The sequence below is a fragment of the Ligilactobacillus ruminis ATCC 27782 genome, from assembly GCF_000224985.1.
Taxonomy (GTDB): Bacteria; Bacillota; Bacilli; order Lactobacillales; family Lactobacillaceae; genus Ligilactobacillus; species Ligilactobacillus ruminis.
In genome coordinates this window covers 1,277,555-1,303,332 of record NC_015975.1, presented here as the reverse complement: position 1 = coordinate 1,303,332, position 25,778 = coordinate 1,277,555, and the positions used below count along the sequence as shown (strand labels likewise).

Sequence of the window (25,778 nt, the reverse complement as noted above, 5' to 3'; positions counted from 1 at the left end):
AAAATCGAGGTGGAAAAATGAGTGACATTAAGATCATCGCACTTGGCGGCGTTAGAGAAAATGCGAAGAACATGTATGTCGTTGAAGTTGATGACAATATTTATATTTTAGACTGCGGTTTGAAATATCCTGAAAATGAATTGCTCGGAATTGATACCGTAATTCCTGATTTTGAGTATCTCAGACAAAATGCGAGAAGAATCGTTGGAGTCTTTTTAACTCATGGTCATGCAGATGCGATTGGTGCTTTACCTTATTTTGTGAGTGAATTCGACGTTCCGGTCTTTGGTTCGGAACTTACGATCGAACTTGCCAAGATTGCGTGCGCAAATGAAGATGCGGCAAAAGATTTTGATGATTTTCACATTGTTGACGAAAAAACGGAGATTGATTTTGAAAGCGCAACTGTATCATTTTTTAAAACGACACACTCTGTTCCCGAAAGTTTCGGGATTGTTGTCAAGACTCGCAAAGGCAACATTGTTTACACGGGTGACTTTAAATTTGATCAAACTGCTGCAGTCGGATATAAGACTGATTTGGGACGTTTGGCTGAAATCGGTCATGAAGGTGTTTTGGCGCTTCTCAGCGATTCGGCGAATGCGGAAAATCCCAAAGAAACAGTTGACGAGCACGTTATTTTCGATTTTATCAGTGAAACCTTCGAATATCACAAGGGACGGATTATCGTTGCGTGCGTTGCCTCAAACATTTTGCGCGTGCAACAAATTTTTGAAGCAGCGAATGCAAACGATCGTAAGGTTGTTTTAACCGGGCATGATGCGGAAAAAATCGTCAAAACGGCAATGAGACTCAATAAGCTGCATTTGCCAAGCGACGATTTATTGGTTCCGCTCAAGGATATTAAAAAATATAATGATGATGAAGTTGTTATTTTAGAGACTGGTCGATCAGGAGAGCCACTTAAGTCATTGCAGAAGATGGCTTTAGGAAGACACCGTGCGGTCAACATTCACGAAGGAGACCTCGTGTTCATCACGACTACGCCGTCACATGCGGTTGAAACAACGGTTGCAAAGACGCGCGACATGATTTATCGTGCTGGCGGTACGGTCAAGGCAATCTCTGATGAATTCAATTCGTCAGGCCATGCAAGCAAAAACGATCTTGAGTTGATGATGAATCTGCTTGAGCCTGAATATGTTTTCCCGGTTCAGGGCGAGTATCGTTTGATGTCCGCAAATGCTGATTGCGCAAGTGCCATCGGAATTGACAATGACCACATTTTCTTGCTCAATAAAGGCGACGTTGCTGAATTTGAAAATGACAAAATGATAGTTGCGTCATCTGTTGAGTCCGGAAATACGATGATTGACGGAAGCGGAATCGGTGATATCGGAAATATTGTTCTTCGAGATCGCAAAATTCTTTCAGAGGACGGGATTTTTATTGCTGTTGTAACGATTGATCGCAAAAAGAACAAGATTGTCGATGTTCCAAAGATTGCAACGCGCGGCTTTGTTTATGTTAAGACGAGTCGGGATTTGATGGCCGAAAGTTCAGAACTTGTTGCAAATGTCGTTCAGCAAAATCTTGACAACAAGGAATATGACTGGAGTCACTTGAAACAGGACGTTCGCGATCAGCTAAATCATTTCCTTTACGAACAAACAAAGCGCCATCCGGTTATTTTGCCGGTAATTATGGAGATCAACGCACGTCGCGGTGGAAGACAAGGCAAAAAGAAAAAAGCAAACTCCAAGAGCGAAAAGAAACAGACAAAGGCTGCTCGAACGGAAAAGAAAAATAAGAAAAAGAGCAGTAAGTGATTTAGTGGGGCCGGAGAAAACTTCGGTTCCATTTTTTTAAGAGAGGTACGTTATTTGGAAAAAGGATTGCTGTATAAGAGTGCGGAAAAGTCTTTGGCTAATAAAGACTATTTTAAAGCTGCTGAAGAATTGTCAAAACTTTATGTTGAATACGGCGAAAAAAATTTTCGGATAAATTATTTATTGTTCATTTCTTTCAAAAATTTAAATGAACATGAACGTGCAGTTGAAACAGCTGAGGAATATTTAGAAAGCTATATCAGAGATAATTGTAAATTTAGCCAATATCTAAGCGAAAAGATTCTTTCCGGTGGGATGATTCAGGCACTGCAGCTGAAAAAACAGCTGGAACCTTATATGAAAGAACCAGAACAAAAATATTTTTCACAAGAGATTTCCGAAGCATTTGAAAAGTTTCTTGAAGGGAATGAAAAAAACTTCCAAAAAGTCAACAAGAGATTTGCGCATTGCGGATCTTTGGATTTTCATGAGCAATCTGATGCGGTTAAAGAGGCATGCTGTTTGGATGAAAATTCTTATGTCAAATCCGCCAAGAGAGCCTGCTCTGATGAATATTTGCATCCGATGATATGCGGAAGCATTTTAAGCGAACTAAAAAAACTTGGGTATTCTGAAAAGATCCAGTGTTTCTGTCCATTGTCAAACGAGGTTTGCGATGTCATCCCAAGCAAATTATGTGAAATTGATGAAAGCGTTCTTTACATGAGCATGAAAAAAAGACTTGAAGAAGATTTGACGATTCCCTTTGATTTAAAAGCAAGGTATCTTGATGAAATAAAGATCAAACTGATGATGATCTGGCCGCAAATGCAAGAATTTAATGAAACGAGCGGTGAAGTTTTATATTCTGAATTTATCGGTAAACGTGTTTCAAAACGTTCCGAATGGTTTGAAAAACAGCTTAAAGTCCTGGAAAAATAAGAATTTGTTTAAAATGAACACAAATTTTGCGTTTGGTATTTACAAAAAGTGTTCTTGAATATATAATAATTCAAGGTTTTCAACGAAGGAGGTTCAAAGTGAAATTAATACTTTGAATTCTTTGTTGAAAGTAGTATAATAATACTTAAAGGATTATCGGCGTCATGCGGATTATCTTTGCAAATTAACAGGAGGTTCTATTAATGGCTAAAGAACATTACGAAAGAACAAAACCCCATGTAAACATTGGTACAATCGGACACGTTGACCATGGGAAAACAACTTTGACAGCAGCTATTACGACTGTTTTGGCTGAAAAAGGTTTGGCTAAGGCTGAAGATTACGCTTCAATCGATGCTGCTCCAGAAGAACGTGAACGTGGTATCACAATCAACACAGCACACGTTGAATACGAAACAGAAAAGCGTCACTATGCGCACATCGATGCTCCAGGTCACGCTGACTACGTTAAGAACATGATTACTGGTGCTGCACAAATGGATGGTGCTATCTTGGTTGTTGCCGCAACTGATGGCCCTATGCCACAAACACGTGAACACATCTTGTTGGCTCGTCAGGTTGGCGTTGAATACATCGTTGTATTCTTGAACAAGTGTGATTTGGTTGACGACGAAGAATTGCTTGACCTTGTTGAAATGGAAGTTCGTGATCTCTTGAGCGAATACGATTTCCCTGGCGATGACATTCCTGTTGTTCGTGGTTCTGCTTTGAAGGCATTGGAAGGCGACGAAGATGCTAAGAAGAAGATTCTTGAATTGATGGATATCGTTGACGAATATATCCCAACACCAGAACGTCCTACAGACAAGCCATTCTTGATGCCTGTCGAAGACGTATTTACGATTACTGGTCGTGGTACGGTTGCTTCTGGTCGTATCGATCGTGGTACGGTTAAGGTTGGCGATGAAGTTGAAATCGTCGGCTTGAAGGAAGACGTTATCAAGACGACTGTTACGGGTGTTGAAATGTTCCGTAAGACTCTTGATCTTGGTGAAGCTGGTGACAACATCGGTGCATTGCTCCGTGGTGTTGACCGTTCACAAGTTGAACGTGGTCAAGTTCTTGCAAAGCCAGGTTCAATTCAAACACACAAGAAGTTCAAGGGCGAAGTTTACGTTCTTACAAAAGAAGAAGGTGGCCGTCATACAGCCTTCTTCTCAAACTACCGTCCACAATTCTACTTCCACACAACTGACGTTACGGGTGTTATCGAATTGCCAGAAGGCGTAGAAATGGTTATGCCTGGTGATAACGTTACATTTACAGTTGAATTGATTGCACCAGTTGCTATCGAAAAAGGTCTTAAGTTCACTGTTCGTGAAGGTGGCCGTACTGTCGGTGCCGGCGTTGTTTCCGAAATCGAAGATTAATATTCAATCGAATGTTAAGAGAGAAGCTGAGGTTAGACTCGGCTTCTTTTTTTGGATTTTTAGAGTTATAAACATTTACAAATCGGCATTTCTAGGTTAAACTAGTTGAGTATGCAATTACAATAACAGAATTGTAGAAACTATTTTACTCGGAGGGAAAATAATGTCTGTAAAATGGGAAAAAGAAGAGGGTACAAACAACGGTAAGTTGACCTTTGAAATCGAACCTGCAAAAATCAAGGAAGGTTTGGACGTTGCATTCAATCGCGTTAAAAAATCTTTGAATGTTCCAGGCTTCCGCAAAGGAAAGGTTCCTCGTCAAATCTTCAATAAAATGTTTGGTGAAGAATCATTGTATCAAGATGCTTTGAATGCTGTTCTTCCTGAAGCATATACGAATGCTGTCAAGGAATCTGACATCAAGCCTGTTGATCAACCTGAAATCGATGTTGAATCAATGGAAAAAGATTCTGCATGGGTTTTGACTGCTAAAGTTACTGTTGAACCAGAAGTAGAACTTGGTGAATACAAAGGCCTTGAAGTGGCTGCACAATCAACAGAAGTTACGGATGAAGACGTTGACGCTGAATTGAATCGTATGCGTGAACAACAAGCCGAACTTGTCTTGAAAGAAGATGCTCCTGCAGAAAAAGGTGATACGGTCGTTATTGGTTTTAACGGTACGATTGATGGCGTTCCTTTTGAAGGCGGCAAGAGCGAAAACTATTCTCTTGAACTTGGCTCAAACACGTTCATTCCAGGTTTCGAAGATCAGTTGGTAGGTCATAAAGCTGACGAAGACGTCGATGTCAAGGTAACGTTCCCTGAAGACTATCAAGCAAAGGATCTTCAAGGCAAGGAAGCTGTTTTTGCTACAAAGATTCATGAAGTTAAGGCTAAGGAATTGCCTGAACTTGACGATGATTTTGCAAAGGACGTTGATGAAGAAGTTGAAACTTTAGTTGAACTTAAAGCTAAAGTTCGTGAAGAACTCGAAAACAACAAAAAAGAAGCTGCTCACGAAAAAGTTCAAGACGAAGCAATCGAAAAGGCTGTTGAAAATGCAAAGATCGGTGAAATTCCAGCAGTCATGATTGATGAAGACGTTCATCGTCAAATGGAACAATATCTCGGAGGCATGCAACAACAAGGCATCAGTGCTGACATGTATTATAAGCTCACTGGCACAACGGAAGAAGATCTTCATAAGCAGTTTGAAGAAGGCGCTGAAAAGCGTGTCAAGACCAATCTTGTTCTTGAAGCAATCGTTGCTGCTGAAGGCGTAACGGCCACTGAAGAAGAAATTGACAAAGAAATCAAAAAATTGGCTGCTCAATACGGCATGGATGAAAAGGCAGTTCGTTCTGCATTGTCAGATGATATGCTCAACCATGACATTTCAATCAGAAAAGTTGTTGATGAAATCACAGATTCTGCAAAGCAAGTCGAAAGGGATTAATTTCTGTTAATCAGAATTGAGAATACGGTGATTGCGGTAATTTGTCTGCAATTGCCGTATTTTTTTGGTTGCTTCAATCAAAATTGAGCCAACTATTAGCGTTTATTCTCAATCTCTGATAAAATGGAGTAAATAAACTACTAAGGTGATAATAAATGTACGACAATACAGATCAAAGTGAATCAGCAATCTGCTCGTTTTGCGGTAAAAGCGAACACCAGGTCAAAAGCATGATTTCCGGACCGGGAGTTTACATCTGCAACGAATGCGTTGAGTTGGCACAGTCAATCATCAGTGAAGAAAACAAGGTTTCTGCACAGCGCGAATTGACTGATGTTTTGACGCCAAAGGAAATCGTAAAAACTTTAAATCAGTACGTCATTGGTCAAAACGAGGCCAAGAAGACATTGGCGGTTGCGGTTTACAATCATTACAAGCGCATCAACGCAATGCTTGAAGATGAGAACGAAGATACGGAACTTCAAAAAAGCAATATCTGCCTGATTGGACCAACCGGGTCCGGCAAGACGTATCTTGCGCAAAGTTTGGCGAAATTGCTGAACGTTCCTTTTGCAATCGCTGATGCTACGACGTTGACTGAAGCAGGTTACGTTGGCGAAGACGTTGAAAATATTTTGCTGAAGCTCTTGCAAAATGCGGATTACGATGTAGAGCGTGCACAAAGAGGAATCATCTACATCGATGAAATTGACAAAATTGCTAAAAAGAGCGAAAACGTTTCAATTACGCGTGACGTTTCTGGTGAAGGCGTTCAACAATCTTTGCTTAAAATTTTGGAAGGAACGATTGCGAACGTTCCTCCGCAAGGAGGCAGAAAGCATCCGCAGCAAGAATTTATACAAATAGATACGACCAACATCTTGTTTATTGTCGGTGGTGCTTTTGATGGTATTGAAAAAATCGTCAAGAACCGCTTAGGCGATAAAACAATCGGATTTGGCGTTGAAGCACGCAAGAACTACGATGAATCAAAGAGCTTGATGCAACAGATTATCCCGGAAGATTTGCTTAAATTTGGTTTGATTCCTGAATTTATCGGACGTTTGCCAATTATAACCGCTCTTGAAAAATTGACGGAAGATGATCTGGTTCGAATATTGACTGAACCCAAAAATGCTTTGGTTAAGCAATATGCTAAACTTCTGTCGTTCGATGACTGTGAATTGGTTTTTGAAGACGATGCTTTGCGCGAAGTTGCGCGTTTGGCAATCAAACGTAATACCGGCGCACGCGGATTGCGTTCGATCATTGAAGCAACGATGCGCGATGTTATGTTTGACGTTCCGAGCGATAAGGATATCGCCAGGGTTGTTATTACGAAAGAGACTGTTGACGGTACGGGAAAGCCTGAAATCGTCAAAAAGTAATTGGTATCTAAAAATTAAGTTATTCGTAATGTATTTTATTTAATTTTGCCGGTTTTTTTGATAAAATTAACGCGAATAGTTTTTTCAGGAGGGTTCTACAGATGGATAAACCACAAATTGGTGTTATTGGTATGGCCGTAATGGGCAAAAATTTGGCTTTGAACATAGAAAGCCGCGGATTTACGGTTGCAATTTTCAATCGGTCAGGTTGGAAGACAGAAAAGGTTGTTGCAGATCACCCGGACAAAAATCTTGTTCCGAGTTACACGATTGAAGATTTTGTCAACTCTTTAGAGAAGCCGCGTCGGATTATTTTGATGGTTAAGGCCGGTGCTCCGACGGATGCGACAATTGCCAAATTGCTTCCGTTCCTTGAAAAAGGCGATGTTTTGATTGATGGCGGCAACACGTTCTTCGAAGACACGGTGCGTCGCAATAAGGAACTTGACAACTCTGGAATCAACTTTATCGGCATGGGCGTCTCAGGCGGTGAAAAGGGTGCTCTTGAAGGTCCGTCGCTTATGCCCGGTGGTCAAAAAGAAGCCTATGATCTTGTTGAGCCAATCTTGAAGAAAATTGCTGCCAAGGCAGAAGACGGTGAACCCTGCGTATCTTACATCGGTCCTAATGGTGCCGGTCACTACGTAAAGATGGTTCATAACGGAATTGAATATGGAGATATGGAGCTTATCTCTGAAAGCTATAACCTTTTGCGCAATTTGTTAGGGCTTTCCGTCGAAGAAATCGCAGACATCTTCCATGAATGGAAAGACGGTGAACTTGACAGCTATTTGATTGATATTACTGCGGATATTTTGACGCGCAAAGATGATGAAGGAACAGATAATCCGATTGTCGATATGATTCTCGATCGTGCTGGAAACAAGGGAACGGGCAAATGGAGTTCACAAAGTGCGCTTGAACTTGGCGTACCGCAATCATTGATTACGGAATCTGTTTACTCACGTTATATTTCAGCATTGAAAGATGAGCGCGTTGCTGCTTCTAAGGTTTTAAAAGCTCCTGCTAAGGTTGAAATTACGGATGACGAAAAGAAGGAACTGATTGAAAAGATTCGTCAAGCGCTCTATTTCAGTAAGATTATGAGTTACGCTCAAGGTTTTGAACAAATGCGCGTTGCTTCAGAACATTATGACTGGAATTTGAAGTATGGCGAACTTGCTATGATTTGGCGTGAAGGCTGCATTATTCGTGCACAATTCCTACAAAAGATAACTGATGCGTTTACTGCTAATCCTAAACTTAAGAATTTGCTTCTTGATTCGTATTTTACGGATGTTGCTGCTAAGTATCAGTCTGCCGTTCGTGATGTTGCTGCGCTTGCAATCCGTGCCGGCATTCCGTGCCCTGGATTTACCAGCGCAATCACCTATTACGATCAATATCGCTCAGAAGTTCTTCCGGCCAACCTTATTCAGGCTCAACGCGATTACTTTGGTGCTCACACATATGAACGTACTGATAAAGAAGGCATGTATCATTACGAATGGTACCATGAAGAGTAATCATCCGTATGATTGTTCAACGTCAGCCCAGGAGGTTGGCGTTTTTTATTGTTTTTATAGTTGAAATATTATAAAATGATTAGAGGGGCACCTTAATCATTGTTGGTATTCGCAACTAAATACTTTTTAAATGGTGCCTAAACGTGTATACTATAAGTTAGCTTAAAAGTATAAAAGAGTGTATGGAATGCTTATTTCAAAAAATATTTTTTTAGGAGTGTAATAGATGAGCAGAATTTTGATTATTGAGGACGAAGATAATTTGTCCAACTTCGTTAGCCTTGAACTTCAACATGAAGGATATGAAACAAAGGTATGTGAAAATGGTCGTGAAGGCTTGGATACTGCATTGAATGAAGATTGGGATGCAATTTTGCTTGACTTGATGCTCCCAGAACTGAACGGATTGGAAGTATGCCGTCGTCTTCGTCAATCAAAGAGCACGCCGATTATTATGATGACTGCGCGCGATTCTGTCATCGATCGAGTTTCCGGGTTGGATCACGGAGCTGATGATTATGTCGTTAAGCCATTTGCAATTGAAGAATTGTTGGCACGTTTGCGTGCCGTTTTGCGTCGCGTTGATTTCGAAAATGACAATGGAACGACAAAGCAAACAACCGTAACTTATCGTGATTTGACAATTGAAAAGGAAAACCGCGTCGTACGTCGCGGTGACGAAATCATCGAGCTTACTAAGCGTGAATATGAATTGTTGTTGACGCTGATGGAAAACATTAATGTTGTTTTAGCGCGCGACGTTCTTTTGAAAAAAGTTTGGGGATATGAATCTCAAATCGAAACCAACGTTGTTGACGTATATATCCGTTACCTACGCAATAAGATCGACCGTCCAGGCGAAGACAGCTACATCCAAACTGTTCGTGGTACCGGGTATGTAATGCGTTCCTAAGGTTTTGTAAAAAGATGTCAAAACTTTGTAACGAAAAAAATGGCAGCAGATCCTTTTTCTCGCTTAAAGCAAAGTGGTCGATCGGTACGGGAATTGGGGTTTTGATAATTTTTGCGGTTTTCTCGGTAATGCTTTTTCAAAGTTTTTCAAGTTTGCTGATGAATCAGGAAAAGCAATATGCAGAAGATTCTTTACGGACTGCAATCGGAAAGCTGGCGGACAACGAAGGTGAGTTAACTAAGCAGGATGTTGTAAAAAGTCTAAGTCTTAAGATAACTCCAAGCGACAACCAGAATTTGTATACGAATTCCGTTTATACATCGCTGACTCGTGAAAATATCGGAATCAGTGTCTATGATTTATCAGGAGATCTTGTATTCGCCTCAAGGAACGTTCCTGTCAAATTCAGTTCTGGCAGCTATCAATAGAGTCGTCTGGCTAAAGACAAGAACGGACGGTCAATCTATGTTTTGAGTCATTCCGTTTATTCCAAGACAACTCACCAGACGATCGGATATGTTCAGGTTACGAATAGTTTAATCAGTTATGATCGAACAAGGAAAAGACTGGTAATTATTTTTCTTGTCTTTGGTTTGACTGCGGCTTTTGCGCTCGCGCTGCTTGCTTATGGACTTTCATCGTGGCTTTTGCGGCCAGTCGACGACATTCATGACGTTATCGGAAAAATTACCCAAGGTGATGAAAGCGAGGCATTGGCCAACGTCAGAGTTCCCGAATACAACTACAAAGATGAGCTCGTTGAATTGGGCGAAATGTTCAACGGCATGCTTGATCGAATGGAGAGGTACGTTGAACAGCAGCAACAATTTGTTGAAGACGTTTCTCATGAATTAAGAACGCCTGTAGCTATCATTCAAGGACATTTGGAAATGCTTAACCGTTGGGGAAAAGATGATCCTAAAGTCTTGGATAATTCAATCAAGGCTTCATTACAAGAAATCAATCGAATGAAAAGTTTGGTTCAGGAAATGTTGGATCTGTCAAGGGCTGAACAAGTTGAAATCCAGTTTGCAAATGAGGTTACGGACGTCAAGGAAGTCGGCATGCAGGTCTACAGCAATTTTAAGATGATTCATCCTGAATTTACGTTTGTGATGGACTGTGATTTGAAAGAAGCGACTAAAGTTCAAATATATAGGAATCACCTGGAACAAATATTGATAATTTTAATGGACAATGCCGTTAAATATTCAACAAATCGACCTGAAGTTCATATGTCGCTTGCAAAGACCTCGAGATATGCGCAAATTGTGGTGCAGGATTTCGGTGAGGGAATTTCGCAAGAAAACGCAAGCAAGATTTTTGATCGATTCTATCGTGTCGATAAGGCCCGTAGCCGTGATAAAGGCGGAAACGGTTTGGGACTTGCCATTGCCCATCGCTTGATTGAGGGCTACCATGGAAAGATGACCGTTGAAAGCGTCCTGGGCCAAGGGTCTGTTTTTAGGATTTCTTTGCCATTGATTCGCGAAGAAGAAAAGGTTATAAAATAAAGGGAGCGTTCATTATGACTGGGATTATTGAATTTTCCGTTAATAGCAAAGATGCAGGCAACCTTATCTTGGAACTGAACCAAAGCTTGATCGAAATTACTGGGGATGATGGGACGTCAAGTTTTAAGAAAGCTTTCTGATAACGTTGTCGGAATAAAGCGGATATATTCCAAGGAAAATTGCGTCGGCATCGGGCGTGCGATTATAGAAAAGCTGGAAGCAAAAGCCGTGGATTTTGCTTGAAACCAGGAAACAGAACGCGCATGCAATCAAGTTTTACGATAAGTGCGGATACGTTCACTGTGAAACGTACTGGAAGTATCGCATAAATGATAATGCATACTATTTTGAAAAAATTGAATATGTAAAAAACACTCGCCTGAATGACGAGTGTTTTTTACATATTAGACGAATCCCCGCTTTTTAAGTCTTGAAAAGTTGCAAATTACTATAAGCAGACCGCAAGACAGTAATGAAACGATACAGCCGATGCCGAGATACGGAGGAACGTATTTTAAAACGATTCGATGCTTGCCGGAAGAAAGTATCGCACCGATAAACGTATTTTGGATTTTAATGATCGAAGTCGATTTTCCGTCGACCGTCAAATGCCATCCTTGGTTGTAAGGAATGGTCGTTGCCATCATCTGATTTGAGTCCAGACTCAAATCACCTTTGATTAAAGTTGATGTTGCTTTCATATTGGTCAAGCTGTTGATTTTGACCTGTTCCAGCTTATTCAAGACCGCCTGCGTATCCATTTGATATAAAACAAAGTTGTTGAGCCAGAGACTGTCCTTTTTAAAACGTGCCGTAAGAACGATTTCATTGCCTTTATCGTGGTTGGCAACGTTTATGACGACCGTATGTCTGAATGTTCCGTAATGATTTAACAAGCGGTTTCCGCGGTACCACGTAACGTTATCGCTGTTGAGACACGGACCAAGCGTGATATAGTAAGAGTCGTCTGTTTTAGGCGTAAATTTAAAGATTATTTTGGCTTCCTTGCTGCATTTGATTTTTTTAAAGGATGAATTGGTCAAATTTACCTGTTTAGGCGTATTTTGGAAGATGACCTCATTGAAATTGCAAGGATAGAAATATCTCGTTGACGGCCATGTCGAAGTTGCCGAATTCAACCAAGAAGTCTGATAATTTATCGGATCGTTGTAAAGAATTTTTTGATTAAGCAAGGATCTGTTGGACGCATAGATAATATTTGCCGAATAAGGATTTCGGTAGATTCTCGTACTTTCCGTCTCCTTGACCAGATTGTATTCTGCTGCATCGGGACGCTCGCTGACGATGTTCAGATCCGTTTTTGGCTGTTCTATTTCTGCTGAGTCTTTTGGTTGAATCAAGTATTTCATGTCAAGCAATCCATCGGTAATCAAAGTTCCGTTCGTGTAGGCCACATAGTTGTCGCCATCAGGATTTCCGATCTGACCGTAAAAGTCAGGGATGCTTTTTTCAAGTGCGGAACTGAAATATGAGCCAAAATTCATGTTTTGTGCAAGACCGTCGTTTTTTGTGCGACAATAAAGCGAGGCGACACGATAAAGCGACTTGTCCAAAGAATCAAGTGCCTTTTTGTCTTGAGCCAGCGTTTTTGTCGGATCGGCAAATTCTTTTTGAGTCAAATAGCTAAGATTGTTAAGCGACATACAGGCATTAATGCTCATTTCAAAAATGACAACGATCAAGAGCAGGAAATCTTTTGAATCAAAGTCTAACAATTTGTCTGTCAGTGACATCAAAATAAGCGTCAGCAAGGCAAAAACGACTGAAATAATCAAAGTCTGTTTTGATGCAAAACTAAATTTTTTAAGGTTGGTCGCAACGTAAATAATGACTCCGGCATACAGAATTCCTGGAACTGTCAAGAAAATCCTTGTTTGACGAGATCTTTTTGACAGTGCGGTATGCGCAAGAAAAATCATCCAAAAACTGACAATGAAAGAAAATCGATACGGATACCAGACCGGAAATTGCATCCCATGCCAAAATAAATCAAGCGGTTCAAAGCACATCGACAAGATGAGAAAACAGGTAATGAGAAAAGCCGTAATCCTTGAGCGCAGTTTGATTTTTTTGCAAAAGAAGAACAAACAAAATGCAAACAATGCCAAGCTTGAGATAAATAAATTCGGCTGACCCGACGGCAGCTGATCGAAATTAAAGGCACCCATTGTCAGTTTGGAAACCATTTTAATCGGGTCATATTCAAGCTTAAAATTGATTTTTTCTTGCATGTATTGGCCCTTGCTTACTGACAGGGTGTAAAGAGTAGAAAGAAGCGTCAAACAGCCAACGCCAACGGCAAGCAAAGAGCTTCCGACAAAAATTGCGGCTTTTTTAAGCATGATTTTTGGAGTTTCGAAGTTGTCGAAAGCATACCAGATGAAAAAAAGTACTAAAAAAATACAGATCATATAAGCCATGTAATAGTTGACGATGATCATAAAGCCGAGAAAAAGAACGTAGCAAGCAGGTTTTGCAGTTTCCATCAGATTATAAAAGCCGACAATTATCAGCGGCAAAAAGACGCAAGCATCAAGCCACAACAAATTGAATTGGTTGGCAACGAACCATCCCATCATTGCATATGTAATGGCAAGCGCTGAATTGACGAGCCTTGTTTTTTTATTTCGTTTTTGAAGCAGCCATGCCATTGCAAGGCCGGAACATCCATACTTCAAGAGCGTGACGAGCATAATGCCTGCAGTGAGCGTTTTTCCTTTAAAAAACAAGAAAATCAAGTTGAACGGACTTAAGAGATAGTAGGCAAATTCTCCGAGCATTTCCCCGCCAATGGCTTTTGAAAACGAATAAAAGATTTTTGTCGGATCGTGAAGCAGCGTGTCGCGATATGCAGCGAAGAAGTCGACGTATTGCTGTCCCAAATCAACGGTTAAAAGGCTGCTTTTGCCAAATGGATACATTCCTCGATAGATAAAGTATCCAAGCATGATTGTGACAGGAACGAAGAATCCGATGAATAACGGATAATTTTTTTTAATGAATTCTTTTTTCATGAATTTCGATTCCCTTCGAATTAATTACGTATAGCATAACACCATAAAGCTAAAAAAGATGTTTAAAATCATAAATATGAAATAATTTTAAAAATTAGATAAGTTTGAGCAAATTTACTCAAATTTTATAACTAATATAGGCTATTTTAGCATATAATGAAAGGAACATGCAGAATATGAATTGTTTCAGATCAGATATTTCACTGACTTGCTAAAATAGCGTATAATAAGCTGATGGGAACATCATAATGAAAAGATAGGAGTTTTTGGCGGTGAATTTTTTAAAAAAAGCCAACAGCAATCACGATAAGAAAAATAAATCACATATTCCTTTCAGATTAAACTTTCTTTTTTTCGTCGTTTTTATTTTGTTTGCGGCTCTGATTGTCCAACTTGCATATTTGCAGATAGTTTTTGGACCACGTTTTGAGTCTGAAGCTCAAAGCGGTGACACAAGGACCGAAACAAAAAATGTTCAACGCGGGATGATTTATGATTCGACCGGTAAAATCTTAGTGGCAAACAATACTTCAAGGGCGATTACCTATACCAAGCCGCTGATGATTTCTTCTTCTGACATGTTCAAGATTGCCAATAACTTGATAAAATATGTTGAGATTGAACCAAGCGAATTGTCCGATTCCAATAAGGAAGACTATTATTTGGCTAATCCAAAGCATGAAAAGTTCGTCAAAAGTCAAATCAAAGATGCAAACAAAATTACCAATTCATCCAAGCTGTATCACATGGAACAGGATTATGTCAAGAAACACAAACTTGGAACGAAACTAACTGACAGCCAAAAGCGAGCAGCAACCGTTTATGCAAAAATGAACGGTGCCTATTCGCTGTCGACTGTTTATATCAAGACAAAAGACGTGACCGATAATGAAATGGCCGTCGTTGGCGAAAATCTCTCAGAGCTTCCGGGAATCAAAATCGGAACAAGCTGGACGCGTTCATATCCTAACGGTGATTCCGTCAAAAGCGTTATCGGAACCGTTACGACTGAAAAGCAAGGCCTTCCGAGCGATATGATCAATACTCTGTTGGCAGAGGGATATTCGCGAAATGACAGCGTTGGTTCGAGTTATGTCGAATCACAATATGAAAACGTCCTGAAGGGAACCAAAGAAGTCATCAACGTTGAAACCAGAAATGACAAAATTGTCAAAGAAATCAAGCAATACGGCGGCAAAGCCGGTGACAACGTCGAATTGACGATTAATTCCGATTTTCAAAACAAGGTTCAAAAGATCATGAACGATTGCGTCAAATCGATTGTCGGAGGCAATCCTTATTCTCCTGGTGGTTATGCCGTAGTGATGAATCCGAACACCGGCGGCATCTACGCTTTGGCAGGCGTCAGCCGTAACGTGAAAACAGGTAAAATTACCGACAACGCCCTTGGAGCAATCAATCAGACTTATGTAATGGGATCCGTCGTTAAGGGTGCAATGGTGCTCGGAGCTTTGAAATCCGGCGTGATCACGCCATCAAATAATACGTTGACGGACGAGCCGATCAAACTCAAAGGGACGGCAACCAAATCTTCTTGGTTCAATAAGACCGGCGGGGCAAACATGTCTTTGACGGCATCCGATGCGTTGGAGGTTTCTTCCAACTCGTATATGATGAAGCTCGCCATGATGGAAGGCGGATTCAACTATGTTCCCGGATCAGCGCTGTCGCTTTCAAATTCGATTTTTGACAAGCTTCGTTCCAATTTCAAGCAATTTGGACTTGGCGTTAAGACCGGAATCGACATTCCGGGAGAAGCAAAAGGCTTTGAAGGACCTGCTAATCAGTCTCACATCGGTAATGCGCTCGACTTGTCTTTTGGCAACTACGATTCGTATACGACGCTTCAGCTGGCACAGTATATTTCAACGATTGCAAACGGAGGATACAGGTTGCAGCCGCATTTGCTTAAATCCATTCGCTCCACCAATCGTGATGGATCGCTCGGAGAAGTTAAGTATGAATTTGAGCCGAATGTTTTAAACGTCGTTGGTGCAACCGATTCACAGTGGAACGTCGTCAAAGAAGGTCTCTGGAAGGTTGTTCATGGAACCAGTTCCTACAGAACGGGGACGAGGCTTGCGGATATCAAACCAGCAGTATGTGCCAAGTCAGGTACTGCGCAGACTTTCTATAATACTGCAGAAACCGAAACGCTTAGTCTTGTTACCTATGCTCCGCAGAAGAATCCTCAAGTTGCAATTGCCGTAGCTTTCCCTAATATCAGCGATAGTTCCTCCAGCATCAATTCAACGGCAGTTAAAGAAATTTACGATGCTTATTGGAAAACCGTGCAGACAAGTGATGGTTTAAAGTAGCAAAAGCGCTAAGTTGATCGTATTTTTACTGTCAAGTAAAAATACTTAACGAAAAACTGAAAAAATACTGGTAATCAAGCCGAAAAGATGATATGATATTAAGCGTTGGAGTTGCACCTTTGCAATTCGTTAAATGATACGTAAGTTTGGAGGTTTGAAAATGCGCGTAAACATCACATTGGAATGCACGGAATGTCATGAACAAACATACTTGACAAACAAGAACAAGCGTAACAATCCTGATCGCCTTGAGCTTAAGAAGTATTGCCCACGCGATCGCAAGGTTACATTACATCGTGAAACAAAATAACAACAGGCTTAAAACCCTGTTGTTTTTTTGTTAGTGAATAGAACCGCTTACAAGGATGTGATTTTAATGAAGAAGACTTTTAGAAACAAACAGATTGAAATAATCAGACGTCACGTTGGAGAGTCCGGATATTTAGCGGAAGAATTTAAGCTTTATGCTAAGCTTCGCGCAGAAGACAGCTGGAAAAATGCAAGGATAATCGCTTTGACAATCAGCACAGGGATTGAAATTGATACCAAGCCTTTGATATCCTTGGCGTGGGCAGATAAAAAGAAGGTCGTCGTGCCCAAAACTTTTCCGGGAAGAAAAATGGAATTTTTTGAAATCGTTCCGGAAAGCGAATATGAATTAACTTCCTTTGGCCTTCTGGAGCCAAAAGATGAAACGAAATTCGTGTCCGGTGATCAAATAGACTTGATTGTTGTTCCGGGAGTCGCATTTACTCTTGAGGGGCAAAGGCTCGGATACGGCGGGGGGTTTTACGATCGCTATCTGAGCGGATATCGCGGAAATACGATTGCATTGGCTGATAGTTCAAGGTTGTACGAAAGACCTGAATGGGGAGAAGACAAGTTTGACATCGCAGTTCAAAAAAGTTTTGAAACCATAATGGTTCAAGAAAGGAATTGGCTCAATGAATTACAAGTTTAAAAATTTTCCGGTAACCTGTGTTTTGATCGGGATCAACGTCGCAATCTACTTGCTGATGACTTTTGCCGGAGGCAGCCAGAACCCGAGCGTTTTGGTTCGATTCGGAGCAAATTTCGCACCGTATGTTTCCAATGGCGAGTATTGGCGGTTGCTGACAGCGATGTTCCTGCACATCGGTCTGGAGCATTTGGCATTGAATATGCTGACGCTGTATTTTATCGGTGCTTCGCTTGAACCGATTCTTGGTTCGGTTCGTTTTGCTGTTTTATATCTCGTGAGCGGAATTTGCGGGGATGCGGCAAGCTATTCTTTGACGAATGGCTTGTCTGCCGGAGCCAGTACTGCGCTGTTCGGATTGTTCGGCGCATATTTGATGCTTGGAGAATCATTCAGAAACAATGCCTACATTAAGATGATGTCACGCCAGTTTTTACTGTTGGTCGTTTTGAATATTTTCATTGATTTTTTCAACAGCGGAATCGATATTTGGGGGCATATCGGCGGTTTGCTCGGTGGCTTTTTGTTCGGATACGTCATCGGAGCTCCGAAACTTGGAGAAATCCCGGTGGGTAAACGAGTCATCTGTGCAATAGCAATTTTAATGTTTTTGTTTGTTATATTCAAATCGGGTTTCGTTTATTAGTATTTTAAAGTATAATTATTTTCGGAGGACTTTTATGAAGACTTTGTACGATGTCCAACAGTTGCTTAAACGTTTTGGAATATTTGTCTATGTTGGAAAAAGACTTTGGGATATTGAGCTGATGGCTTTGGAATTGGATAATTTATACAAAGCCCAGGCAATCGACCAAAAAACTTTTCTTAGCGCGAAGCTTGTTTTAGAAAGAGAGCATCGTTACGAGGAAAAACGTGAAAGGACGAAAAAGAACATAATGGAGGATGAAGTGTAATGGATAAGAAACTTATCGGTGTTGACCTTGGCGGGACGACAATCAAATTTGCGATTTTGACGCAAGATGGCGAGGTTCAGCAAAAATGGAGCATCAAGACTGATATTTTAGATGAAGGTTCACATATCGTTCCTGATATTATCGAATCAATCAACCATCATCTTGATTTGTATGAAATGAAGCCGGAACAGTTTATCGGCATCGGAATGGGAACTCCCGGGACGGTTGACGTTGAAAAGGGAACCGTTATCGGTGCTTATAATTTAAACTGGAAAACGTTGCAAAACGTTAAAGATGAAGTAGAAAAAGGCACTGGCATTGCTTTTGCCCTCGACAACGATGCCAACGTTGCAGCTTTGGGCGAACAATGGAAAGGTGCCGGCGAAAATGCGGCCAATGTTGCTTTTATTACTTTAGGAACTGGCGTTGGCGGCGGCATCATCGCTGACGGGAAGCTTCTTCACGGTATGGGAGCTGCTGGTGAAGTGGGTCACGTTAACGTTGAACCTGGCGGATATCTTTGCACTTGCGGAAATCGTGGATGTCTTGAAACATATGCGTCAGCAACAGGCGTTGTTCGCGTTGCGCGCGATATGGCAGAAGAATTCGCTGGAAAGTCCGCACTTAAAGATTCCGTTGACAATGGTGATGACGTTACGTCGAAGATGGTTTTTGATTTGGCTAAAGAAGACGATGTCTTGGCTGTCAAAGTCGTTGATCGCGTTTGTCGCTACCTCGGGCTTGCATGCGCAAATATCAGCAGCATTTTGCATCCGGAATATATCGTCATCGGTGGTGGTGTATCTGCTGCCGGAAACTTCTTATTGGAACAAGTCGCCAAATATTTCAAGCAATATGCTTTTCCAACGATTCGCAACACGACAAAGATCAAATTGGCACGTCTTGGCAACGATGCCGGCGTAATCGGTGCAGCTTCTCTTGCGCTTAAATTTAAAGATTAGGACAAAACGCGTTTGCATCATCCCCGTTGCAGAAATGTAGCGGGGATTTTTTGTATCATAGACTTGATTTTATCATCATAATATGCTGATATTATATTAGACGCTTTTTTAGTCTAGGAATCTGGAAAGAGGGATTAATCGTGAATTTAATGTTAGGCGCGGCGCATTCGGTATTTTTCTATATCAACATCGTTTTGATCACAATTCTTGTCTTGATGATCGGAACGCAGCTTTATTGGTTTGTTCGTTCTAAAATTTCCGGCAACGTGATTGACGGTGAGGAATTCGCAAAGGGCATCCATCGTGGGCAGGTGGTTGATTTGCGCGATGAGAACAAGTTTAAAAAAGACCATATGCTTGGAGCGCGCAACATGCCTTTTATGCAATTCAAGATGTATAAAGATGCTTTGAGAAAAGACATGCCTGTTTATTTATATGATGAGGGCGTGCAATATCCGATCAAAGTATCCTCAAAGCTCAAAAAAGAGGGATTTAAAGAAGTGTATATTCTCAAGGGCGGCTATTCTGCATGGGAAGGCAAAAAGAAGGGAACGAAAGTTTCTTCTGACAAATAAAAAAAGCGAGCGGGATTTTGCCGCTCGCTTTTTAATTTTTTAGTTTTGGTGAGCAGAACGACGCTTGCGCATTGCGCGCTTGCGATGTTCGTCTAAAATTGCTTCGCGTTCCTCGATTGGTTCGACAACGGTCTTTTTGAATGCATAGACGCAACCTGCGACTGCACTGATCGTAGCAATGGTGCCGAAAACGAACCCCTTGCCAAATGATTTCATGGGTGATTCCTCCCTTGTTTTATTTACTACTATTATGAACGAAACTCGTAAAAAATTCCAGTTAAATCACTCAAAATTATAATTGCTTCTGACAGAAGAAATAATTTGTGAAATGTTGTAAAATGGTTGTTGTGAGTTGCTCAGAAATATTGCAAAGGAGAGTTCTGATGAAACAAAAGCTTCTTCCGATCGTCGGACCTACGGCGGTGGGAAAAACAGCTCTTTCAATCGAGTTGGCCAAAAGATATCAAGGCGAAGTCATTTCGGGAGATTCGATGCAAGTTTATCGAACGCTTGATATCGGAACGGCAAAGGTGATGCCTGATGAAATGCAGGGCATAAAACATCATTTGATTGATATTTTGGATCCGTCCGAGCGTTTTTCATGCGCCGATTTTATTTTACGATGCAAAGAAAGCTGCCAAGAAATTTCAAAACGAAAAAAGCTTCCGTTGCTTGCGGGCGGTACAGGATTTTACGTTCAGGCTTTGTTGGACGGATTCAAATTGGGGCAAGACGAATATTCAGCGGATGAAAAAGAAAGAGCCAAATGGCATGACTATGCTGAAAATCATGGACGTCAAGCACTGTGGAACAAATTGAACGAAGTTGATCCGATTGCTGCTGCAAAAATTCCGGTCGGAAATGAAGTGCGCGTCGTCAGGGCGTTGGAGGTTTACGAAAAGACGGGCAAGAAATTTTCGGAACAAAACGATGTTCAAGACGGCGAATTTGATGCTTTGATAATCGGGTTGACGACCGACAGAACGCTGCTTTATGAAAGAATCAATCAGCGCGTCGACTTGATGATGAAACGAGGCTTGGAAAAAGAAGCAAGAAGTCTGTACGAAGCAGGGGGATCTTTGCTTCCTGCCGGCAAAGGAATCGGATATAAGGAATTTTACCCTTATTTTGCCGGTGAAAGCACGTTGGAAGAATCTGTCGATCTTGTTAAGAAGAATTCGCGTCACTATGCTAAGCGTCAGCTGACATGGTTCAGAAACAAGATGGACGTCGTCTGGTTTGATTTGGTGCAGCACCCTGAGCAAATTAAGAATATATGTGCAGTCGTTGATGATTGGCTGCTCAATAAGGAAAGGTGAATGTAATGAATTCATGGAAAGATAAATTTCCAAAAGATTTGCAGGAAAAGATTGCCGAAGTTGATGAGATGATTTCGGGTCGTTTGAACGAAATCACGGAACAGGAATTGTACAATCAGCAGCGTGTTTTGGAACTTTACCGAAAACATCGCGTTGCTGAAGAAGATTTGGTCGGTTCGACCGGTTACGGATACGATGACGTCGGTCGTGACAAGCTTGAAAAAATTTTTGCCGAGTATTTTAAGACGGAAGATGCGTTGGTAAGACCGCAGATCGTTTCCGGAACTCATGCAATCAAGACATGTCTTTTTGGCGTTATGCGTCCGGGAGATACGCTTTATTATATGACCGGAATGCCTTATGATACGATCCAGGAAGTGATTGGCATTGCCGGAGACAATCCCGGAACGTTCAAAGAATACGATATGCATTTTGAATACACGCCGTTGCTTGAAAACGGTGAAGTTGACTATGAAAGCTGCGGAAAATTTCTTGAGGAACATCCGGACGTCAAGGTAATCGCGCTGCAACGATCACGAGGATATGCTACGAGGGACAGCTTTACGATTGAAAAGATCAAGCGGATGATTGCATTCATCAAAGAGCGCGCTCCTAAAGCAATCATTTTTGTCGACAATTGTTACGGCGAATTTTCTGAAACTGAAGAGCCGACTTTCTTTGGAGCTGATTTATTGGCAGGATCCCTCTTTAAAAATGCAGGGGCGGGCATCGTCAAGGGCGGGGCATTTATTGTCGGTCGTAAGGATTTGATTGCTAAATGCGCAGCGCATTTGATTGCTCCCGGCTCAGGCAAGTCTGAAGGACCGACGTATGCATATTTAAGAGATTTTTATCAAGGATTTTTTATGGCTCCGCATACGACGGGACAAGCAATCAAGGGCTCGATTTACGCTGCTGCCTTATTGGAAAAACTTGGCATGGACGTTTCTCCGAAGTGGGATGCTCCGCGCACGGATCTGGTTCAAACGATTACGTTTGGGGCGCGAGAGCCGATGATCAAGTTTTGCGCTGCAATTCAGCATAATTCAGCTATGAATGCATTCGTTGATCCGGTTCCGAGTTACATGGATGGTTATGAAGACGAGATAATCATGGCATCCGGCAGCTTTACGGAAGGATCGACGATTGAGCTTTCGTCTGATGGTCCGCTTCGTGAACCGTATTGTTTGTATATTCAGGGCGGTTTGTCGTATGAGCACGTAAAAAATGCGATTACTGAGGCTGCTTTTGAAACTTTTTACAAGTAATTACATTCATGTTATAAAAAGTAACATTAAAGGGTTGACAAGGGCGCATTAAGTTGTTATCATAAACTTGTAATTTTTAAGGAGGATGGATATGAAAGAAAAAGAACTGAGACGTTCTTTAGCCGTTCTTCCGATTGGAACGGTCATGAAGTTGACGAGTCTTTCAGCACGTCAAATCAGATATTATGAAGAGCAGGGTTTGGTGATTCCTGAACGCAACGAAGGCAATCGCCGGATGTACTCTTTAAATGATATCGATACTTTGCTTGAAATCAAGGATTACTTGACTGAAGGCATAAACATGGCCGGCATAAAGCACATTTACGAAGAAAAGGCGAAAGAAGAAGCAGAAAAAAAGGCACGCATGGAACAGCCTTTGACGGATGCTGATGTTCGCCGGATTTTGAGAGATGAGTTTCTTTCGGTTGGCGGTTTGAAGAAAGAAGATCAGTTTACTTTCCGCAATCGTACCCTCTAATACACTTACAAGGAGCAAACCGACATGGCAAAACCTAGCTACACAAAAGACGATATTCGTCGTATTGTTAAAGAAGAAAACGTTCAATTTCTGCGTTTGATGTTCACTGATTTGTATGGCACGATCAAGAACGTTGAAGTCCCTATCAGTCAATTAGACAAGCTGCTTGACAACAAGCTGATGTTTGACGGTTCATCAATTGATGGTTTCGTTCGTATTGAAGAAAGTGACATGTGGCTTTATCCAGATCTTTCGACATGGATGGTCTTTCCATGGGATAACGGACACAATGGCAAGATTGCTCGCGTCATCTGTGAAGTTTATAATGCAGATCGCACGCCGTTTATGGGCGATCCTCGTAACCAATTGATGCATATTCTTGATGAAATGAAGGAAATGGGCTTTACTGATTTCAATATCGGGCCTGAACCAGAATTCTTCCTGTTTAAGATTGATCCTGAAACCGGCAAGCCAACGACACATTTGAATGACCAAGGCAGCTACTTCGATTTGGCACCTGTTGATTTGGGTGAAAACTGCCGTCGCGACATCGTTCTTGAACTTGAAAAACTCGGTTTTGACGTTGAAGCTTCTCACCACGAAGTTGCGCCTGGTCAGCATGAAGTTGACTTCAAGTACGCTGATGCTTTGCATGCTTGCGACAACATCCAAACATTTAAGCTTGTTGTCAAAACAGTTGCGCGCAAGCATGGTTTGCACGCAACGTTCATGCCAAAGCCGCTTGATCGCATCAACGGTTCCGGCATGCATATGAACATGTCATTGTTTACAAAGGACGGCAATGCGTTCTTTGATGAAAACGGAGAAGACCAGTTGTCACAAAATGCTAAGTACTTCTTGGGCGGCTTGTTGAAGCATGCACGCAGCTTTACGGCTGTTACAAATCCGACGGTCAACTCTTATAAGCGTCTGGTTCCTGGTTATGAAGCACCTGTTTACGTTGCATGGTCCGGACGCAACCGTTCACCGTTGGTTCGTGTTCCGATTGCTCGCGGATTGTCAACACGTTTGGAGCTTCGCAGCGTTGATCCTTCGGCCAATCCATATTTGGCGGTTGCGACAATCCTTGCAGCCGGCTTGGATGGCTTGAAGAACAAGATTGAAGCACCAAAGGCAATCGATCGCAACATCTATGCAATGGATGACGATGAACGCAAGGCAAATGGCATCGTTGATCTTCCTTCAACGCTTCATAATGCTTTGAAGGAATTGACGTCTGATGAAGTTATCAAGAAGGCCATGGGTCCGCACTTGTATTCTAACTTCGTTGAAGCAAAACGTCTTGAATGGGATGCATATCGCCAAGAAGTTTCTGAATGGGAACGTCAGCAATATCTTGAACTTTACTAAAAAGAATTTGCAAGATATGTCATTGCCAGTCGGTTTTCAATCAGTAATTTGAAAAAATAATGGATATTACTTCAGTCATGCAGATTTGCATGGCTGTTTTTGTTTTTATTTGAACTACCCCAACTTAACCTGAAACTTCGTTTTTTACCGGTTTGAAGTTGGGGATTCCAGGAACACGGCAAACTTGCCAGTCTAGTTCTTCACTAAGTTGGTAGAGGTCACCGCTATTTACCAAGGTACGTTCCATACCTGTTTATTATTAAGCCAGAGTTTCTAATCCTTTAGCCAAGATATTTTTAACTGCGTTTACATCTCTATCGAGATGCGCATGACAATTAGGACAGTCCCATTCACGAGCAGCTAGCCATTCTGACTGAGAAAGGCTGTCAAACTCGTGATTTTTTTGTTTGCATTCATGACAAATACGACTGGTATTTTTAGGGTCTATGATAATTAATTTTTTGCCATACCATGCACATTTATATTTAAGCTGACTGATTAAAGTTCCCCAGGAAGCATTGGCAATTGAGGCAGACAGATGATGATTTTTTATCATGTTCTTTACACTTAAATTTTCAACTACAATAGTGTCATAATCTTTAACCAATCTAGTTGTCAACTTGTGCAGATTGTCTCTTCTTCGTTCAGCAATATGTTTCTTAAGTTTGGCTACAGTTCTCACAGCCTGCTGATAGCGCGGAAATTGCTTTAAGTCCGTTCTGGGAAATAAGACTTTATCATGCTCATCAAAAGCCATCGCTTTTTTAGCATTTTCATAGCGTCTGGATTTTTTACGTTCCCAAATTCTTAATTGTTTATTCAGCCTGTCATCAACTTTGAGAATGTCTTCTTTTTGACCGTCAGAAGTGACAGTGAGACTTTTTAACCCTAAATCAATCCCGACAGACTTCTTAGTCTTTTTGAAAGTTTGGTTTTCACTTTCAACTAAGATACTGGCCTGATATTGTTTTCTTGAATTAACGCGAACTGTAACAGCTCTAATCTTGCCATTTAATATTCTGCCGGCTTTAAAGTACACTAAGCCTAGTTTAGGCAGTTTAATGTGATGTTCATCCACAATTCTAATATTATTATTGACAAATTTAGAAGTATAGCTTTGGTTAGTGTTTTTCTTTGATTTAAACCTTGGAAAACCATTTTGAAGGCTATGATTGAAAAATTTTTGAAAAGCGTCGTCCAAATCTCGATTTACTCTTTGAAGAGACGTAGACTCTGCCTGTTTTAACCAAGGATATTCTATTTTTAAAGCTGTCAGCATGACATCCATTGAATATCTGCCTTGGAATTTAGCCTTTTTATTGTTTTTATAGCGTTCAATGTGCATATTAAGCATTTGATTCCACACAAAACGAGCACAACCAAAATTAACATGAATCTGATTGCGTTACGTTTTATTAGGATATAATCTCAATTTGAACGCTTTTAAAACCACTATTTTTGACCTTGCCTTTCAATATATTGTTTAATTACGTCAATTGAAACTCCGCCAGTGGAAATCAAACAGTAGCTTTTAGTCCAAAAAGCTTCCTTAAAAAAGAAGCGCTGAGTGCTTCAAAAGAGGCGATTCATCCCCCACTTAGAGAAGTGGGGGCATTCTCGCCCCTTCAGGGTAAAT

General features: G+C 41.1%; 22 protein-coding genes and 2 pseudogenes. 20 read left to right on the top strand and 4 right to left on the bottom strand.

Annotation, left to right across the window (positions count from 1 at the left end; all coding sequences use genetic code 11):
* Nucleotides 1-17 precede the first annotated feature (17 nt).
* The 9 genes and pseudogenes from LRC_RS06515 to LRC_RS12000 all read left to right on the top strand — a co-directional run bounded on the left by LRC_RS06515 (nucleotide 18) and on the right by LRC_RS12000 (nucleotide 11,063).
* On the top strand, nucleotides 18-1,790 hold the full coding sequence (locus tag LRC_RS06515) for a ribonuclease J (RefSeq protein ID WP_014073683.1): 1,773 nt from the start codon (nucleotides 18-20) through the stop codon (nucleotides 1,788-1,790).
* Nucleotides 1,791-1,883: 93 nt separating this feature from the next.
* The gene (locus LRC_RS06510; protein WP_258414251.1) at nucleotides 1,884-2,732 is read left to right on the top strand and encodes a hypothetical protein; all 849 of its coding nucleotides are present in this window, start codon (nucleotides 1,884-1,886) and stop codon (nucleotides 2,730-2,732) included.
* 203 nt (nucleotides 2,733-2,935) lie between these two features.
* Complete coding sequence (tuf, locus tag LRC_RS06505) at nucleotides 2,936-4,123, top strand: elongation factor Tu (RefSeq protein WP_014073681.1); 1,188 nt, start codon at nucleotides 2,936-2,938, stop codon at nucleotides 4,121-4,123.
* A 163-nt stretch (nucleotides 4,124-4,286) separates the two neighbouring features.
* Complete coding sequence (gene tig / locus LRC_RS06500) at nucleotides 4,287-5,582, top strand: trigger factor (RefSeq protein ID WP_014073680.1); 1,296 nt, start codon at nucleotides 4,287-4,289, stop codon at nucleotides 5,580-5,582.
* Nucleotides 5,583-5,737: 155 nt separating this feature from the next.
* Entirely contained in the window at nucleotides 5,738-6,970 is a 1,233-nt protein-coding gene (gene clpX / locus LRC_RS06495) for an ATP-dependent Clp protease ATP-binding subunit ClpX (RefSeq protein ID WP_014073679.1), read from the top strand.
* A gap of 101 nt (nucleotides 6,971-7,071) precedes the next feature.
* Complete coding sequence (gene gndA / locus LRC_RS06490; protein WP_041820018.1) at nucleotides 7,072-8,496, top strand: NADP-dependent phosphogluconate dehydrogenase; 1,425 nt, start codon at nucleotides 7,072-7,074, stop codon at nucleotides 8,494-8,496.
* A 226-nt stretch (nucleotides 8,497-8,722) separates the two neighbouring features.
* Nucleotides 8,723-9,409 carry a response regulator transcription factor gene (locus tag LRC_RS06485; RefSeq protein ID WP_003694283.1) on the top strand — a complete coding sequence of 229 codons (687 nt, stop codon included), beginning with the start codon at nucleotides 8,723-8,725 and terminating at the stop codon, nucleotides 9,407-9,409.
* Nucleotides 9,410-9,423: 14 nt separating this feature from the next.
* Nucleotides 9,424-10,923 (top strand): annotated as a pseudogene (locus LRC_RS06480) (HAMP domain-containing sensor histidine kinase).
* 14 nt (nucleotides 10,924-10,937) lie between these two features.
* Complete coding sequence (locus LRC_RS12000) at nucleotides 10,938-11,063, top strand: hypothetical protein (protein WP_258414245.1); 126 nt, start codon at nucleotides 10,938-10,940, stop codon at nucleotides 11,061-11,063.
* A gap of 264 nt (nucleotides 11,064-11,327) precedes the next feature.
* Here LRC_RS12000 and LRC_RS06475 read toward each other — a convergent pair whose 3' ends face one another.
* Nucleotides 11,328-13,958, bottom strand: a complete 2,631-nt coding sequence (locus tag LRC_RS06475) for a YfhO family protein (RefSeq protein WP_014073676.1) — start codon at nucleotides 13,956-13,958, stop codon at nucleotides 11,328-11,330.
* 272 nt (nucleotides 13,959-14,230) lie between these two features.
* On the opposite strand from LRC_RS06475, the gene LRC_RS06470 reads away from it, so the two are divergent.
* The 7 genes from LRC_RS06470 (at nucleotide 14,231) to LRC_RS06440 (ending at nucleotide 19,706) form a co-directional block, all read left to right on the top strand.
* Nucleotides 14,231-16,297 (top strand): peptidoglycan D,D-transpeptidase FtsI family protein, encoded by a 2,067-nt coding sequence (locus LRC_RS06470; protein ID WP_041820017.1) that lies wholly within the window; start codon nucleotides 14,231-14,233, stop codon nucleotides 16,295-16,297.
* A 160-nt stretch (nucleotides 16,298-16,457) separates the two neighbouring features.
* Entirely contained in the window at nucleotides 16,458-16,607 is a 150-nt protein-coding gene (rpmG, locus tag LRC_RS06465; RefSeq protein ID WP_004563477.1) for a 50S ribosomal protein L33, read from the top strand.
* A 66-nt stretch (nucleotides 16,608-16,673) separates the two neighbouring features.
* Nucleotides 16,674-17,258 (top strand): 5-formyltetrahydrofolate cyclo-ligase, encoded by a 585-nt coding sequence (locus LRC_RS06460; RefSeq protein WP_014073674.1) that lies wholly within the window; start codon nucleotides 16,674-16,676, stop codon nucleotides 17,256-17,258.
* Nucleotides 17,242-17,901: a rhomboid family intramembrane serine protease gene (locus LRC_RS06455; RefSeq protein WP_014073673.1), complete on the top strand. Its 660-nt coding sequence runs from the start codon at nucleotides 17,242-17,244 to the stop codon at nucleotides 17,899-17,901. The genes LRC_RS06460 and LRC_RS06455 overlap by 17 nt, the downstream gene beginning before the upstream one ends.
* 34 nt (nucleotides 17,902-17,935) lie before the next feature.
* Complete coding sequence (locus tag LRC_RS06450; RefSeq protein WP_003694266.1) at nucleotides 17,936-18,169, top strand: YqgQ family protein; 234 nt, start codon at nucleotides 17,936-17,938, stop codon at nucleotides 18,167-18,169.
* Nucleotides 18,169-19,131 (top strand): ROK family glucokinase, encoded by a 963-nt coding sequence (locus LRC_RS06445; RefSeq protein ID WP_014073672.1) that lies wholly within the window; start codon nucleotides 18,169-18,171, stop codon nucleotides 19,129-19,131. The genes LRC_RS06450 and LRC_RS06445 overlap by 1 nt, the downstream gene beginning before the upstream one ends.
* Nucleotides 19,132-19,280: 149 nt before the next feature.
* Nucleotides 19,281-19,706: a rhodanese-like domain-containing protein gene (locus tag LRC_RS06440; RefSeq protein WP_003694262.1), complete on the top strand. Its 426-nt coding sequence runs from the start codon at nucleotides 19,281-19,283 to the stop codon at nucleotides 19,704-19,706.
* Between the two features lie 39 nt (nucleotides 19,707-19,745).
* On the opposite strand, the gene LRC_RS10630 is transcribed toward LRC_RS06440, so the two are convergent.
* Nucleotides 19,746-19,922 carry a DUF3042 family protein gene (locus tag LRC_RS10630; RefSeq protein WP_003694261.1) on the bottom strand — a complete coding sequence of 59 codons (177 nt, stop codon included), beginning with the start codon at nucleotides 19,920-19,922 and terminating at the stop codon, nucleotides 19,746-19,748.
* A gap of 167 nt (nucleotides 19,923-20,089) precedes the next feature.
* Between LRC_RS10630 and miaA the strand changes: the two genes are divergently transcribed.
* The 4 genes from miaA (at nucleotide 20,090) to glnA (ending at nucleotide 24,142) form a co-directional block, all read left to right on the top strand.
* Entirely contained in the window at nucleotides 20,090-21,025 is a 936-nt protein-coding gene (gene miaA / locus LRC_RS06435; RefSeq protein WP_014073671.1) for a tRNA (adenosine(37)-N6)-dimethylallyltransferase MiaA, read from the top strand.
* 5 nt (nucleotides 21,026-21,030) lie between these two features.
* Nucleotides 21,031-22,293: a methionine gamma-lyase family protein gene (locus LRC_RS06430; RefSeq protein WP_014073670.1), complete on the top strand. Its 1,263-nt coding sequence runs from the start codon at nucleotides 21,031-21,033 to the stop codon at nucleotides 22,291-22,293.
* A 91-nt stretch (nucleotides 22,294-22,384) separates the two neighbouring features.
* Complete coding sequence (locus tag LRC_RS06425; RefSeq protein ID WP_014073669.1) at nucleotides 22,385-22,771, top strand: MerR family transcriptional regulator; 387 nt, start codon at nucleotides 22,385-22,387, stop codon at nucleotides 22,769-22,771.
* 24 nt (nucleotides 22,772-22,795) lie between these two features.
* Entirely contained in the window at nucleotides 22,796-24,142 is a 1,347-nt protein-coding gene (gene glnA / locus LRC_RS06420) for a type I glutamate--ammonia ligase (protein WP_014073668.1), read from the top strand.
* A 259-nt stretch (nucleotides 24,143-24,401) separates the two neighbouring features.
* Here the strand turns inward: glnA and LRC_RS06415 are convergent, their stop codons facing one another.
* Both LRC_RS06415 and LRC_RS11255 read right to left on the bottom strand, forming a co-directional pair.
* Complete coding sequence (locus LRC_RS06415; RefSeq protein WP_258414857.1) at nucleotides 24,402-25,538, bottom strand: RNA-guided endonuclease TnpB family protein; 1,137 nt, start codon at nucleotides 25,536-25,538, stop codon at nucleotides 24,402-24,404.
* Between the two features lie 56 nt (nucleotides 25,539-25,594).
* Nucleotides 25,595-25,708: pseudogene (locus LRC_RS11255) on the bottom strand (transposase); the annotation flags it as partial.
* Nucleotides 25,709-25,778 lie beyond the last annotated feature (70 nt).